Origin of the sequence: Cryobacterium cryoconiti (assembly GCF_004403065.1) — a bacterium.
Taxonomy (GTDB): Bacteria; Actinomycetota; Actinomycetes; order Actinomycetales; family Microbacteriaceae; genus Cryobacterium; species Cryobacterium cryoconiti.
In genome coordinates this window covers 1-13,437 of the sequence record NZ_SOHA01000016.1, presented here as the reverse complement: position 1 = coordinate 13,437, position 13,437 = coordinate 1, and the positions used below count along the sequence as shown (strand labels likewise).

The 13,437-nt window shown below is 69.2% G+C and carries 13 protein-coding genes and 1 riboswitch; of the genes, 5 read left to right on the top strand and 8 right to left on the bottom strand.

What is annotated here, in order from left to right; all coding sequences use genetic code 11:
• Positions 1–835: hypothetical protein (locus E3T49_RS16140; protein WP_166785487.1), on the top strand; the 835-nt coding region annotated here is incomplete at its 5' end.
• A 39-nt stretch (positions 836–874) separates the two neighbouring features.
• Here the strand turns inward: E3T49_RS16140 and E3T49_RS06350 are convergent.
• Positions 875–1,312 carry a phosphohydrolase gene (locus tag E3T49_RS06350; RefSeq protein WP_134424120.1) on the bottom strand — a complete coding sequence of 146 codons (438 nt, stop codon included), beginning with the start codon at positions 1,310–1,312 and terminating at the stop codon, positions 875–877.
• A gap of 281 nt (positions 1,313–1,593) precedes the next feature.
• Positions 1,594–1,668: riboswitch (cyclic di-GMP riboswitch) on the top strand.
• A gap of 310 nt (positions 1,669–1,978) precedes the next feature.
• Complete coding sequence (locus E3T49_RS06345) at positions 1,979–2,605, bottom strand: vWA domain-containing protein (protein WP_134424119.1); 627 nt, start codon at positions 2,603–2,605, stop codon at positions 1,979–1,981.
• 211 nt (positions 2,606–2,816) lie between these two features.
• Between E3T49_RS06345 and ppsA the strand changes: the two genes are divergently transcribed.
• Positions 2,817–5,207, top strand: coding sequence for a phosphoenolpyruvate synthase (ppsA, locus tag E3T49_RS06340; RefSeq protein ID WP_134424118.1), 2,391 nt, complete (start codon positions 2,817–2,819; stop codon positions 5,205–5,207).
• Between the two features lie 76 nt (positions 5,208–5,283).
• Here ppsA and E3T49_RS06335 read toward each other — a convergent pair whose 3' ends face one another.
• From E3T49_RS06335 to E3T49_RS06315, 5 genes are all read right to left on the bottom strand, one after another.
• Complete coding sequence (locus E3T49_RS06335) at positions 5,284–5,649, bottom strand: hypothetical protein (protein WP_134424117.1); 366 nt, start codon at positions 5,647–5,649, stop codon at positions 5,284–5,286.
• Positions 5,650–5,727: 78 nt separating this feature from the next.
• Positions 5,728–6,888 (bottom strand): maleylacetate reductase, encoded by a 1,161-nt coding sequence (locus tag E3T49_RS06330; RefSeq protein ID WP_134424116.1) that lies wholly within the window; start codon positions 6,886–6,888, stop codon positions 5,728–5,730.
• 10 nt (positions 6,889–6,898) lie between these two features.
• The gene (locus E3T49_RS06325) at positions 6,899–7,675 is read right to left on the bottom strand and encodes an alpha/beta hydrolase (protein WP_241972684.1); all 777 of its coding nucleotides are present in this window, start codon (positions 7,673–7,675) and stop codon (positions 6,899–6,901) included.
• A 6-nt stretch (positions 7,676–7,681) separates the two neighbouring features.
• Positions 7,682–8,656: a ring-cleaving dioxygenase gene (locus E3T49_RS06320; protein WP_134424115.1), complete on the bottom strand. Its 975-nt coding sequence runs from the start codon at positions 8,654–8,656 to the stop codon at positions 7,682–7,684.
• A 142-nt stretch (positions 8,657–8,798) separates the two neighbouring features.
• A complete protein-coding gene (locus E3T49_RS06315; RefSeq protein WP_134424114.1) occupies positions 8,799–9,002 on the bottom strand; it encodes a hypothetical protein in 204 nt (67 codons plus the stop codon).
• Positions 9,003–9,209: 207 nt separating this feature from the next.
• Here E3T49_RS06315 and E3T49_RS06310 point away from each other — a divergent pair, with 207 nt between their 5' ends.
• The gene (locus E3T49_RS06310; RefSeq protein WP_134424113.1) at positions 9,210–10,058 is read left to right on the top strand and encodes a TY-Chap2 family putative peptide chaperone; all 849 of its coding nucleotides are present in this window, start codon (positions 9,210–9,212) and stop codon (positions 10,056–10,058) included.
• A 24-nt stretch (positions 10,059–10,082) separates the two neighbouring features.
• Here E3T49_RS06310 and E3T49_RS06305 read toward each other — a convergent pair whose 3' ends face one another.
• Positions 10,083–10,373 (bottom strand): glutaredoxin family protein, encoded by a 291-nt coding sequence (locus tag E3T49_RS06305; RefSeq protein WP_134424112.1) that lies wholly within the window; start codon positions 10,371–10,373, stop codon positions 10,083–10,085.
• 275 nt (positions 10,374–10,648) lie between these two features.
• On the opposite strand from E3T49_RS06305, the gene E3T49_RS06300 reads away from it, so the two are divergent.
• Together E3T49_RS06300 and E3T49_RS06295 are read left to right on the top strand one after the other, a co-directional pair.
• Complete coding sequence (locus E3T49_RS06300; protein ID WP_134424111.1) at positions 10,649–12,262, top strand: GGDEF domain-containing protein; 1,614 nt, start codon at positions 10,649–10,651, stop codon at positions 12,260–12,262.
• A gap of 206 nt (positions 12,263–12,468) precedes the next feature.
• Positions 12,469–13,437, top strand: a 969-nt coding sequence (locus E3T49_RS06295; protein WP_198414227.1) for an ADP-ribosylglycohydrolase family protein, incomplete at its 3' end; no start/stop codon positions are given.

The window sequence follows — 13,437 nt, the reverse complement described above, 5'->3', positions numbered from 1 at the left end:
GGCCGGGCCCACCGCGGACCGCCTGCATCCGCGCCCGGCGCCCGGCCCCGGCCGGGTGCGAGCCGCTGCCCGGCCCGCCACCACGGGCGCGATCCCGTTCCGGGTCACTCCCACACCGGCCCCGGCGCCGCATTCCGCCCTGCAGTCCACCCAGCTGTCCCTGGCCGAGGCGAAGGCGCGCATCGTGCGGCTGGAAACCCAGTTGGTCGAAGCCGGTGCCACCGATTCCGATCTCGCCAAGCTGCGGGAGCAGGCCCGATCCGCGCAGATGCAGCTCCGGGACGCCCTCGTGGAGCTCGCCACCCTGCGACACACGGTCGCGGAATTGCGGGATGACCAGCGCACCCAACGACGGATGCTGCGCGAATCCCGGCGCACCGCCCCCACCCCGGCCGCGGCGAGCGAGTACGAGTCGCGGCGAGCCGCCTGGGAGGAACCGTCCGGCTGGGTGCGGCACGAGATCCTGCTCGCCTGGGTCGATCGGGTTCCGGAATCCGACCGGGCGGAGTGGCCGCTGCCGCAGAGCTACGTGCTCGGGGACCGGTTTGCGGAGTCCCTCGCCGGGCTCGACGACGGCCAGCTGGCGAAGGCGTTCAAGGCATCCGTGGATGTGCTGACCGGACGGGTGAAAACCCTCAAGGGCCGCCACCTGCATGCGTTGCGTCAGGGTGCCGGACCGGCTGATCCGCACCTGCTGCGCTGGGACGGCGCACGCTGCATGCGGGTGTCGATCGAGCAGAACACGCCGGCGGCGCGACGCATGCACTTCTGGCAGCTGCCCGACGGGGGCATCGAGCTCGGCCGCATCGTGACCCACGACGACATGGAAGCCTGACCTCGGCGTCTGGGTGCGCCCTGGCGACGAGTCGACCGCTCAGTCGAGGGCGGCCAGCGCCCCGGCGTACTTGTCGGCGAGGCGTTCCCGGTCGTCGCTCGCCAGTTGGGCCACCCGCCACTCCGCCAGGTTGTCGGCGATGTCCGCGCGCTTCACCGCGAGGGCGATCGGGTTGGCGCGGATGGCCGCGTAATACGCGGAGTCGCTGACCTCCTCCGTTCGGGTCAGCAGATGAACGGCCTCGACCACACCACCCGGGATGCCGGCGGCGAGCAGGTCGCTGGGCGAGATGTCCGTGTCTTCGAGCACGTCGTGCAACCAGGCTGTGGCTCGCGCGAGCGGGTCGGAGAAGTTCTCGGCCACTCTGCGGGGATGGTCGATGTAGTCGGCGCCGAGCTTGTCGACCTGCCCCTGGTGAGCGTTCGTCGCGATGGACTCTGCGGCGGCGACGAATGCATCCGACGTGGTGACTGACATGGGGACCCCCTGTTGACCAAGCGTGTGAACGACTCTGAGTGCTCGGTGCCCCGGGAAGAAAATGCACCCCAATCGGGACAACGCCCACGCCCCAACGCTAGCGCCGGCTCGCATCGATGGCTAGAGGTGACGAACGAGCAGCTCGTTCCCCTGCGCGCTGCCCCTCGATTTGGGGGGCCGGATTTGCGGAAGTTGTGACTTTCTCAGTGGTCTGGCGCAGACTCGGGCTGATAGGTTCTTCTCAGGTGACCTACTGGTCGCTGGAGAGACGGAATTCACGTCAATCGCAAAGGCACACCCGTTGTAAGGCGGGGTCGCAAAGGCACGGAACCCATCGGGTTAGCCGGCCTACCGAATGAAAAGGAACCGTCCAGATGAACTTCACCTCCCTTGAGGCCGACGACAGATTCGGCCGTCCAGGCCTGTCTTCGTTGCCTTTCGGCATGGTGCACACACCTCCGTTTCGTCGTCCCCTTGGGTAGGCACGCGACTGAAACGGCGGAAGCCGGGCGAGATTAGGGATTTCGTCCTGATATGGCATTGCGATCGGGGATTGATTCGGGTTCGATCCCCGATCGCATGCTTGTCTCACCCGTGAACGACCAGCGCTGACGCGCTGACGCACTCAGCCCAGTTCCGTTCAGATCAGTTCAGCTTCGTTGCGGATCAGGTTCCGCTCGACTCGATGCGTTCCTCGGCGGTGAAGCCGCGCTTCTCCTTCTTGCGGACATCCGTCACGTAGCGGCCGAGATTCGCGCTCATCATGGCGACCTCGCCCGGCGCGGCGGCGAACGTCATGGAGCTGTCCGCGTCGAAACCGAGCGCGGAACCGGTCAGTACGGCGTCCTGGTTGGCGCCGAGGAACACGAAATCCCAGCTGTAGGCCGAGGATTGCCGGTTGATCAGGTCGCGCACGGCCGCGGCGGTGTATTCGGCGCTGGAGTTCTCGCCGCCGTCGGTCACGACCACGACCTGCACGGTGCCGGGGCGTGCGTGCTCGGGCAGGCCGCGCAGCGTGGCTCCGAACCCGGTGACGGCCACACCGATCGCGTCGTGCAGCGCCGTCATGCCGCGGGGGTCGAGCTCGATGGTGATGTCGCTCGGGTCGGCCAGGGTGTGGGTGTGCTCGATCTCGTCGTCGAACGTGACGATGTCCACGGTGAGCAGGCCCGGCTCGGCGGCCTGCTCGGCGAGCATCGCGGTCAGGCCGCCGACCATGTCGTCACGGATGCTCGACATCGAGCCGCTCCGGTCGATCACGAGCAGCAGAGCGGTGTAGTTGGGATCAGTCATCTGTACCTCCTGGTTGAGGCTCCCGCGTGGGGAGTGATTCACCGTCTCAGGAGCCACTGACATTGCCGGCGGCCGGATACCCATCCGAGGCGACCGGGCAGGGACACTTTCGGGGGAGTAGGTTGCCACCACCTGGCATAACCCGGGTCACAGGCGTGGTCACCGGGTCCCAGAGTCACGAGTCGCAGAACTCGCAAGGGGTGGAAGAACAATGCTCGAAAGCAGTGTCGTGTGGTTCAACGAGATCGGTCTGGAAGACATTCCGCAGGTCGGCGGCAAGAACGCGTCGCTCGGCGAGATGGTGCGTGCGCTCAGCGGTGACGGCGTTCAGGTGCCGGACGGGTTCGCGACGACGGCGAACGCCTACCGCGCGTTCATCGCGGCGAACGGGATCGAGCCGGCACTGCGGCGCCAGCTCGACCTGTTCCACGCCGGCAGCGCCTCGCTGCGCGTCACGGGCGAGGCTCTGCGCGAGCTGTTCCTGGGCGGGGAGTTTCCCGCGGACATCGCCGACGGCATCCGTGCCTCGTATCGGGAACTGTCCGAGAAGGCCGGGCAGCCGAACCTGCCCGTGGCCGTGCGGAGCAGCGCCACCGCCGAAGACCTGCCCGACGCCAGTTTCGCCGGCCAGCAGGAGACCTTCCTCAACGTCACGGGTGAGCGCGACCTGCTCGACGCCTGCCGTCGCTGTTATGCCTCGCTCTTCACCGACCGGGCGATCAGCTACCGCGAGGTGAAGCACTTCGACCATCTCGACGTGGCGCTCTCGATCGGCGTGCAACGGATGATCCGCTCCGACGTCGGCGGCTCGGGGGTGATGTTCTCCATCGACACCGACACCGGCTTCCCGGGCGTGGCCGTGATCAGTGCCGCCTGGGGGCTCGGCGAGACCGTGGTGCAGGGCACCGTCAATCCCGACAAATACCTGGTCTTCAAGGCCTTGCTCGACGAGCCCGGCTGCCTGCCGATCATCGAGAAGACCCTCGGTGAGAAGGCCCGCAAAATGGTCTACGCCAAGGGCGGCAGCGCCCGCACCCGCACGATCGACACCCCCGACCGGGAACGGCAGTCGTTCGTGCTGACCGACGCGGAGATCGTGAAGCTGGGCCGCTGGGCCGTGATCGTGGAGAACCACTACGGACGGCCGATGGACATGGAATGGGCCAAGGACGGCCTGACCCGCGAACTGTTCCTGGTGCAGGCGCGCCCGGAGACCGTGCATTCCCAGGCCAGCGGAACCCGCTTCACGGTCAGCACCCTGACCGAAACCGGTCCGCTGCTGGTCACCGGCGTCGCCATCGGTGACAGCATCGCGAGCGGCGTGGCCTGCGTGATCAAGGACCCGGCCGACATCGAGAACTTCGTCGACGGCGCCATCCTGGTCACCGAGATGACCGACCCGGACTGGGTTCCGATCATGACCCGGGCGGCCGGAATCGTCACCGACCACGGTGGTCCCACCAGTCACGCCGCGATCGTCAGCCGCGAACTGGGCGTGCCGGCGGTCGTCGGCACCGGCATCGCGACCGACACGCTCACGGACGGCCAGATGATCACGATCTCCTGCGCGGAGGGCGACGAGGGCTACGTCTACGAGGGCGAGCTGGCTTTCGACACCGAGGAGATCGATCTCGGCACCGTTCCGGAGACCCGCACCAAGGTGATGGTCAACATCGCCAGCCCGGCTGCCGCGTTCGAATGGTGGCGCCTGCCGGCCGACGGGGTGGGGCTGGCCCGGATGGAATTCATCATCAACAACCTGATCAAGATCCACCCGATGGCGCTCGTGCACCCGGAACGCGTCACCGACCGGGCCGCCATCCGACGCATCGAAGAACTCACCCGCGGCTATATGGACCCCAAGGAATATTTTGTGCAGACACTCGCCCTGGGCATCGCCAAACTGACGGCGCCGTACCATCCGGACCCCGTGATCGTGCGGATGAGCGACTTCAAGACCAACGAATACGCGCACCTGATCGGCGGGGCGGCCTTCGAGCATTCGGAGGAGAACCCGATGATCGGCTTCCGCGGCGCGTCGCGCTACTACGACGAGCGCTACCGGGAGGGGTTCGCCCTCGAGTGCCGGGCGATCAAGAAGGTGCGGGAGGAGATCGGCCTCCGCAACGTGATCGTGATGGTGCCGTTCTGCCGCACCGTGACCGAGGCCGACAGGGTGCTCGCCGTGATGGCGGAGAACGGACTGGTGCGCGGCGAGGCCGGGCTGCAGATCTACATGATGTGCGAGATCCCGGCCAATGTGATCCTCGCCGAGCGGTTCGCCACCCGTTTCGACGGTTTCTCGATCGGCTCCAACGACCTCACCCAGCTCGTGCTGGGCGTCGACCGTGACTCCGAGGATCTCGCCGCCCTCTTCGACGAACGCGACGATGCCGTGAAACGCATGATCAGCGACGCCATCCGGAAGGCGCACGCCGCCGGCATCAAGATCGGTATCTGCGGGCAGGCCCCGAGTAACTACCCCGACTTCGCGGCCTTCCTGGTGGAGGAGGGCATCGACTCGATCTCGCTCAACCCGGACAGCTTCCTCAAGACGGTGGGCCACATCGCGCAGGCGGAGCACAATCACGACACGAAGTAGCCGGGAGGGGTGACCCGCGACGACGGATGCCGGTGGCCGGCATCCGTCGTCGCGGGTCGTGACTCGTCGTGATCGGCTAGCGCTCGGCCTCGTCGAAGTCGTCGAGCACGGCCTGCTCGTACTCGGCCTCGGCGGCCTCGGCTCGGGCGCGGGCTTCGGAGACGCGCACGCTGATCGCGTGCTCCGACTTGCGGAGCCGGGCGGCCTCCTGCGCGCTGGCCGTCTCGAGCAGGTCCTCGAGGGTGTCGGTGTCCAGGTGCATGGCGGCCAGGGCATCGACCTCGGACCGGGCGACGGCGGCCTTGCTGCGGAGGATACGAAGTCGGGACTCCTGCGCGAACTGCCTCGAGAGCCGATCGGCGGCCTCTTCGGGTGTCAGCGCGGGCCTGTTCTGATTGGTGTTGTGCTGCTCGGCACCGTCGCCGTGCTCCGTGTTGCTCATTGTGTCTCCCTTTTTTCGCTGGCAGCCTAGCGCGCCCGGTTCCTGCGGCAAATGGATGCGTCGGGAGGGTGCCGCCGTCTACTGCGGGAGCGGAGCAGTGCCGGCCCAGGCGTTCCGCAGCAGCCGGGTCAGGTCGTCGGGGGTGACCGCGCACGGATTCGAAGCGGGAACAGTCGGCAGGATCAGCGCCACGGCCCGGGCCACGTCAGGCTCCTTCAACCCGACATCCCGCAGCGCGGTCGGACCCTGCACCCGGTCTCGCAGGGCGAGCAGTCCCTCGACGGCGGTTGGTGAACCCAGGGCGCCGGCGATCCGCGCCTCAGCCTCGGGCGCGGCCGGTGCATTGAGCTCCACCACATGCGGCAGCACGATCGAGTGCGTCTGCGCGTGCGGCAACCCGAATGAGCCACCCAGCACATGACAGATCTTGTGGTGCAGTCCGGAGCCGGTGCTGGAGAACGCGCTCGCCGACAGATAGGCACCGTAGAGGGCTTCCTGGTGGCCGGAGCCGGAGCCGGAGCCCGGGGCGATTCGAGGCAGGGCGCGCGCCAGCATCCGAATGCCCTCCGCGGCGATCAGGGCACTGACCGGGTTCGCGCCCGGAGCCCACAGCGCGTCGACGCCGTGCGCGAGCGCGTTCAGCGCGCTCGACACCCTCAGCTCGCGGGGGAGGGACAGCGTGAGCGCGGCGTCGTAGATCACGGTGCCGGGCAGCACCCGTGGGTTGAAGCCGGTGGTCTTCACCCCGTTCCGGGTCAGACCCCACACAGCGGTCGCCTCCGAACCGGAATAGGTGGTGGGCACCGCCACGATCGGCAACCCGCCGGGCCGTTCACTCCACAGGGCGAGAATCTTGGCCAGCCCGATCGCCGACCCGCCGCCGAGGGCGACGACCACGTCGATGCCGGCAGCGCCTGCCGCCCGATGCGCGCGTTCGGCCGACTCCGCCGGAACGTGCTGCACGACCTCATCGAACACCACCACCGCACGGATGCCGCCGAGCACCGCCGCAGACCGCTCCAGCTCCCGCCGGGTCGCGATCACCATCACGCGCGGGGCGCCGAGCTCGCCGAGAACCGTGGCGAGCAGGTCGGCGGCCCGGCCGGTGCCGAACAGCACGCGCTGCCGCTGGCTCCGATACTCGAAGTCGAGATCGACCAGGCCACGGTCGGAACCGCGGCCTGACCCACGTTCGGGCCCGCGTTCGGGCCCGTCGCCGGTTCCGGGGATCTGCTCCATCAGGGGATGCCTAGCCGCGGGTCTGCGCGGGGCGGGCCAGCCAGGCTCGGGCGGCTGCGGCATCCGTTTCGCTGATGCCGTGACCGCCCTCGCGCAGCTCGCGGTCGACGTGGGCACCGTGCTCGGCGAAGGTCCGGGCGGCGCGGTCGGCGCTGGTGAGCGGAGCCATCGGGTCGGAGCGACCGTTGAGCAGGAGCACCGCGGTGCCGGTGAGATCCGTCGTAAGCGCGCGATCGTCGAGCGGGAACATGCCCGAGAACGCCACGACCCGGTCAAGTGCCCTGGGGTACAGCAGAGCCGTGGCCAGGGCGATGTTTGCCCCGTTGGAGAACCCGACTGCGATGATGCGGCGCTCGCCGAGGCCGTAGCGCTGACGGGCGGCGGCGATGAAGCCGGCCAGCTCGCCGGCCCGCATGACCACGTCGTCCACGTCGAACACTCCCTCGGAGAGGCGGCGGAACCAGCGCAGCATGCCGCTCTCGGTGACGCGTCCGCGCGGGGCGAGAACGGTCGCGGTCGGGTCGAGCGCGTCCGCGAGGGCGAGGATCTCCCGCTCGTTGCCGCCGGTGCCGTGCAGCATCAGCAGCACGGGGGAGCCGGCCGGCGAGCCGACGGATGCCACCGGCGCACCTGCCCGGTATTCGTGCGGCCAGTCGAGGGCGGTCTGCTCCCGGCCGTCGGCCGGAACGCCGGTGGCACGGTCGGCAGGGCCCCCGTCGCCGGGGCCGCGTCCGGAATCGGCCCGGTCGAAGTCGGGCAGGTCGAGGTCGGGCATCTTTTCCAGCATGGTTGCCTACAGCCCGGTGACGAGGGCGGGGTTGTTCTCGCTCGGCAGGGTGATCGGAACGACGGCGCGTTCGATCTGGTCGCGGCTGGGCTCGAGCCACGGCGGCAGCTTGAGTGAGCGGCCCAGTTCGAGCAGGGGCTCGTCGATGTCGAAGCCGGGGGTGTCCGTCGCGATCTCGAACAGCACGCCGCCGGGCTCGCGGAAGTAGATCGACGTGAAGTACTGCCGGTCGAGGATGGCCGTCACGCCGTAGCCGCGCTCGACGAGCTCCTGGCGCCACTGCTCCTGCGTGCTCTTGTCGGGCACGCGGAACGCGATGTGGTGCACGCTGCCGCCCGCGGTGCGGCCGACCTGCCCGTTCGGGTCGGCGATGATGTCCACGATGTTGCCGGCGGCGCCGTCGCCGGCACCCACTCGGATGCGGTCGGCCGTCTCCTCGATCACGTGCATTCCGAGGTCGCGGGTGAGCACCTCGACGGTGCCGGTCGGGTCGGCGACGGTGAGCACCGAGGAGTGCTGGCCGCGCACCGCGTAGTCGGCGGGCACGGATGCCGAGTCCCACGGATTGCGCGGATCGACCGTCGACGAGGCCACCAGATCCAGCTGCAGGCCGTCGGGGTCGCGCAGGGAGAGACGTTCCTCGTCGGCGGAGCGGCGAACGATCTCGGACTCGACGCCGAGGTTCTTGAAGTGAGCGGCCCACCAGCCGAGGCTGCTGGCCGGCACCGAGAAGGCCGTGGACGTGGACTGCCCCGAGCCGGGGCGCCCGCTGGAAATGCCGGTCCAGGGGAAGAAGGTGAGCAGCGATCCCGGGCGGCCCGCGTCATCCCCGTAGTAGAGGTGGTAGGTGCCGGGGTCGTCGAAGTTGACCGTCTTCTTCACGAGCCGCAGGCCGAGGCCGGTCACGTAGAAGTCGATGTTGCGCTGCGGGGCACCGGCAATCGCGGTGACGTGGTGCAGTCCGGAGGTGTGCGGAGTCATGGGTCCCTTTCTGGCGGGGTGCGGGTCGGGAGCGAGTGGGGGTTCGTGGCAGTGGTGGTGCTGGTCCGGCGAGAGCGGACGCCGACTTCTATGCAAACACATGCTTCAACGGATTCATTCCCCCGTCGTGCGGTCCAGCCGGCTACTCGTCCGGGCTCTCGTCCCAGGAACGCGTCGGCAGGTGCTCGAGCCACTGCCCGACCGTCTCGCTGTTCGCCGCGGCGCTGCTGTTCGCTGCCGTGCTGCCGCTCTCCGCTGCGTTGCCGCCCTCCGGCAAGGACTCAACCGAACCGGCTGAGAGGTCCGGGGCATCCGTCGGCGGTTTAGCCTCCGCGTTCCCGAACATCAAACCCCCTCAGTCGGCACGATCCGTGCGGCTGCCGGGTCCGGGGCAACACTCCGACGCTACGCGCGCACGGGATTCGCCGTCAAGCAGTTCGCCCGACGGATACTGACGAGCACGGCCCCGAAAAGGCCTCGAAAGGGGAGTTTCGCACGGAGTCCGGACGGGCGATGATGGGCGCACGAGCCGTATTGAGCGGAGGACGCCACGATGAGTGACGCAGGGGACGCAGAGACCAACGATTTCAGTGAGCGCTTTCTACCCGACGACGCCGACGACGCCGACGATACCGCCGACGACAGCACCGGCGGTGACCACGACGGAGGCGCCGACGACGACGGTTTCGAGGTCTACAACCCGCCGGCGGATCGTTTCCTCACCGCTCAGATGTGGTGGATCGCGGGCGAACTGGTGCGGCGGCATCCGCATCTGCGCATCTCCGGGGTCGAGGTCGACGAGGCCGACCGCCTCCTGATCGTGCACGACGAACAAAACGGCATGAGCGTGCAGTGGGACCTCGTCGGCGGCTGCAAGTTCCTCGTGAACGGGGTGGTGCAGCACATCAGCTGGATTGAGATGCTGGCTGCGCTCAACCCCCTTGAGGTGGTCAAGCGCATCGAGGTGGCGTCCGGGGTCGGTGTTCCGCGGGTCAGGCCGGCCACGTCGACGCGGTCCCTGACCTATCGGGTGATCGCCAACGCGCTGGCCACGACGACCAACGACCGGTACGAGTGGTACGCCGTGCCGGCACCCATGCTGCACGACGAAGTCCCCGAGAATCCCGGATGCGCGTACTTTCGCGACTTCCCCTCCACGATCCTGCCGCGGGCCGAGTACGTCGCGATGACCCTGGAGGAGTTTGAGGCCGGCGGTCGGAGCGTCTACTTCTTCCAGCCGTTCTGGGCGTTGCTGCGCGACCTCGAGCCGGTCGCCATCTTCGATTCCGCCGGGGTGGTGCACACCGGCCTCGGCGCCACGACCCTGATGCCGCTGTATGAGGAGACCGGCCACAAGCTCTCACTCGTGACGGCCCGCGTGCTCGGGTCGTACTTCCCCTGAGCGGGGCGCCGGGGATGTCTCCGGCTAGCGGATGCTGCCGAGTTCGGTCAGCTTCGCGTGCAGCGTCGAGTCGCTGGGCTCCACCACGTGCGTGCCGTCGGGGAACAGGATCACGGGGATCTGGGTGCGGCCGCTGATCACGTGGGCGCGGTCGGCGCCGTCCTCGACCAGAAGGAGGTCGACGTAGTCGTAGTCGACCTGGAGGGTGTCGAGCAGCTTCTTCGAGCGGCGGCAGTCGCCGCACCACTCCGCGCCGAACATGGTGATGCGCTTCGTGTCGGTTTCGGTGGCAGGGGGAGTGGCGAGGTCGGTCATCCGCTCAGTCTAGGTCGGCACCCTGAGCGACCGCGGAACCCGCGCCCCTGCCCGCGCCAACCGGTGTGCGTGAGCCACAGCCGCGACCCGCGAACATCCGTGCGTGCACCCAGTTCTGGGGAGGGTGCCCCTCGAGAGCGGGCGCGAAAACCGGCTTCCGGCGTCGGGCCGACTGCTAGATTCGGTGCTGAGTGAAAACAGTTGGGGGACTGCACGTGTACTCAGACCAGGACGCCGCACCTGAACCAAAGGTTGAACCGACCATCGAATCGACAGTGGAACCAGCGATCGACGAGCTTCTCGCGGAGTGCGAGCTGTCGAGCGCGAACGGGCGCCACCTCGACGGTGTCGGGCAGGCCGAGGCCGTGCTGGCGCGTCCGGGCGCGACGAAGCGGCAGCAGGCGCATGCCCGTGAGCTGCTGGCACTGCATCGGCTGCGGCTCGGCGACTACGAGGCATCCGTCGAACAGGGCCTGCTGGCGTTGGAGTACCTCGACGGCAGCGGAGACCTGATCCGGCAGTCCAAGGTGAACTGCACCCTGGTGCTGGCCTACTCCGATACCGGGCTCTACGAGCAGGCGCTGCGCCACGTTCTGGTGGCGCTGGAAACGGCCCGGGCGAGCGGAAGCGCGGTGGCCGAATTCTGGGCGCTGAGCCGGTCCTCGATGGTGCACGAAGGAATGGGCGAGGCCGATCGGGGACTCGAGCTGGGTCGCCAGGCGCTGGCCCTCTCCCGCACCATCGACGATCCGGAGGCGAGTTTCGTCGGGCTCAACAACCTGGGCGACACCTGCCTGGAGCGCGCTCAGGAGCAGCGAGCCCAGGGTCTGGATGCCGGGCTCCTCCTCAAGCAGGCCCTGCTGCTCGTGCGCGAGGCGGTGTCCGTGGCCCACGCGCAGGGGCACAGCTTCTACGAGAGCATCGCCCGCACCAACCTGGTCAGCATCCTGATCGAGCTCGGCGAGCATGCCGAGGCTCGCGAGCAGGCCGGCCGGGCCCGGCGCCTGGCCAAGGCGCACGGTTTCCGCAGCCTCGAGGAGAACAACGACGCGCAGCTGGCCGAGGTCGCCCGCGCCGAGGGCCGGCTCGATGACGCCACCGAGATGATGAACGCCCAGCTGCTGGTCGCCGCGCTGGAAGACGATCCGGCCCTGCACATCCTGTTGCATCGCTCGCTGTATGAGATGCACAAGGAGTCCGGCCGGTTCGAGCAGGCGCTGGTGCACCATGAGAAGTTGCACGCCCTGATCCTGAAGCGCACCACCGACACCGCCGGCATCCAGTCCCAGATGCTGGTGAACACCCTCGGCATCGAGCAGGCCCGCCACGAGGCGGAGCGGTCGCAACTGGATGCGGAGCGGCTGCGCATCCGTGCCGCCGAGCTGGATCTCCAGGCCAACACCGACCCGTTGACCCGGCTGCCGAACCGTCGGGCGCTCGACCGGGAACTGCCGCCCCTGATGGGCCTCTCCCGCGACCGCCGGCAGCCGCTCTGTGTGGCGATGATCGACATGGACCACTTCAAGCGGGTCAACGACGAACACGGGCATGCCACCGGGGACCAGGTCTTGAACGCCATGGCCACCCTGTTGCGGGCCGTCACCCGGGAGCGCGACATGGCCGTGCGGGTGGGTGGGGAGGAATTCCTGCTCGTCTTCGCCGACACCACGTTGGAACAGGCCCAGCTCGCCTGCGGTCGTCTGCTGGCCTCCGTGCGCGACTACCACTGGGGAGCCCTGGCGCCGCACCTGGCCTGCACGGCCAGCGTGGGTGTGGCCGAACTGCTGCCCGGCGAGACGGTCGCCGGCTGGCTCGCCCGCGCCGATGCGGCCCTGTACGAGGCCAAGGGCGCCGGCCGTGATCGGCTCGCCACCGCCGCAGCCGCGTAACCCGCGACAGGTCGTGATCGGCCCCGGCGGGCGGGGTGGAAACTCCGAGAGTTCCGCGCCCGGTGCCCCTCGAACGTGGCGGAGCCGGTGACCCCGTTTCGCCCGTAGGCTCGATGCGGGGGCTTGTGCCTCGGCAGAGCCCGTAACGGGCGTGCCCGGCCAGGCTTCACTGACAGCACGACTGCACGATCGCACGGGGGAACCGCTTGAAACTGACGTCCGCACAACTGGACCGCGCCGCCGGCGTGCTGCTCGGCATGGCCTGCGGCGACGCGCTCGGCGCGGGCTACGAATTCGGCCCCCCGCTGGCTGCGGATGCCGTCGTCACGATGAAGGGCGGCGGCGGGTTCGACTGGGCTCCCGGCGAGTGGACCGACGACACCTCCATGGCGGTGCCGATCGTGAACGCGATCGCGGCCGGCCATGACCTGCGCGACGAGGCCGTGCTCGACGAGATCGTGGCGGCCTGGGCCCTGTGGGCCCGCACGGCACCCGACGTGGGCAACCAGCTGCGCGCGGTGCTGTCGCGCACCGAGCCCACGGCATCCGCGGTGCGACTTGTCGCCCGCGCCCACCACGACCGGCACGGCCGCAGCGGCGGCAACGGTTCGCTGATGCGCACGGCTCCGGTGGCGCTCGCCTACCTGGACGACCCGGTGGCGCTCGCCGACGTGGCCCGCACGATCAGCACGCTCACCCACTTCGAAACGGATGCCGGCGACGCCTGCGTGCTCTGGTGCCTGGCCATCAGGCACGCGGTGCTCGAGGGCACCCTCGACGTTCGGGTGGGTCTGGACGCGCTCCCTGCCGACCGCCGTGCGCTCTGGGAGGCGCGCATCGCCCAGGCCGAGGCCGGCGTCCCGTCCGACTTCGACCGGAACGGTTGGGTCGTGCAGGCGCTGCAGGCAGCCTGGTCGGCGATCGTGCAGCCGCGGAGTGCGCCGGGCGGCGCTTCCGCCGCGGGCACCGTTTCCGTGACCCCCGCCGGGCACCTGCAGGATGCCCTCGAGATCGCCGTGCGCGGCGGCCGCGACACCGATACGGTCGCCGCGATCGCCGGCGGGCTGCTCGGGGCGCGCTACGGCGCCTCCGCCGTTCCCGCAGCCTGGCGCCGCATCGTGCACGGCTGGCCGGACGGCCTGCGCGCCGACGAGTTGGTGCGCCGCGGAGTGCTG

Excerpts from the sequence above, each read along its gene's own strand:
- ppsA (WP_134424118.1), top strand. The coding sequence starts at position 2,817 with ATGCTCGAAAGCAGTGTCGTGTGGTTCAACGAGATCGGTCTGGAAGAC.
- E3T49_RS06330 (WP_134424116.1), bottom strand. The coding sequence starts at position 6,888 with ATGGAGCAGATCCCCGGAACCGGCGACGGGCCCGAACGCGGGCCCGAA.
- E3T49_RS06310 (WP_134424113.1), top strand. The coding sequence starts at position 9,210 with ATGAGTGACGCAGGGGACGCAGAGACCAACGATTTCAGTGAGCGCTTT.
- E3T49_RS06335 (WP_134424117.1), bottom strand. The coding sequence starts at position 5,649 with ATGAGCAACACGGAGCACGGCGACGGTGCCGAGCAGCACAACACCAAT.
- E3T49_RS06325 (WP_241972684.1), bottom strand. The coding sequence starts at position 7,675 with ATGCTGGAAAAGATGCCCGACCTCGACCTGCCCGACTTCGACCGGGCC.
- E3T49_RS06315 (WP_134424114.1), bottom strand. The coding sequence starts at position 9,002 with ATGTTCGGGAACGCGGAGGCTAAACCGCCGACGGATGCCCCGGACCTC.
- E3T49_RS06305 (WP_134424112.1), bottom strand. The coding sequence starts at position 10,373 with ATGACCGACCTCGCCACTCCCCCTGCCACCGAAACCGACACGAAGCGC.
- E3T49_RS06350 (WP_134424120.1), bottom strand. The coding sequence starts at position 1,312 with ATGTCAGTCACCACGTCGGATGCATTCGTCGCCGCCGCAGAGTCCATC.
- E3T49_RS06320 (WP_134424115.1), bottom strand. The coding sequence starts at position 8,656 with ATGACTCCGCACACCTCCGGACTGCACCACGTCACCGCGATTGCCGGT.
- E3T49_RS06345 (WP_134424119.1), bottom strand. The coding sequence starts at position 2,605 with ATGACTGATCCCAACTACACCGCTCTGCTGCTCGTGATCGACCGGAGC.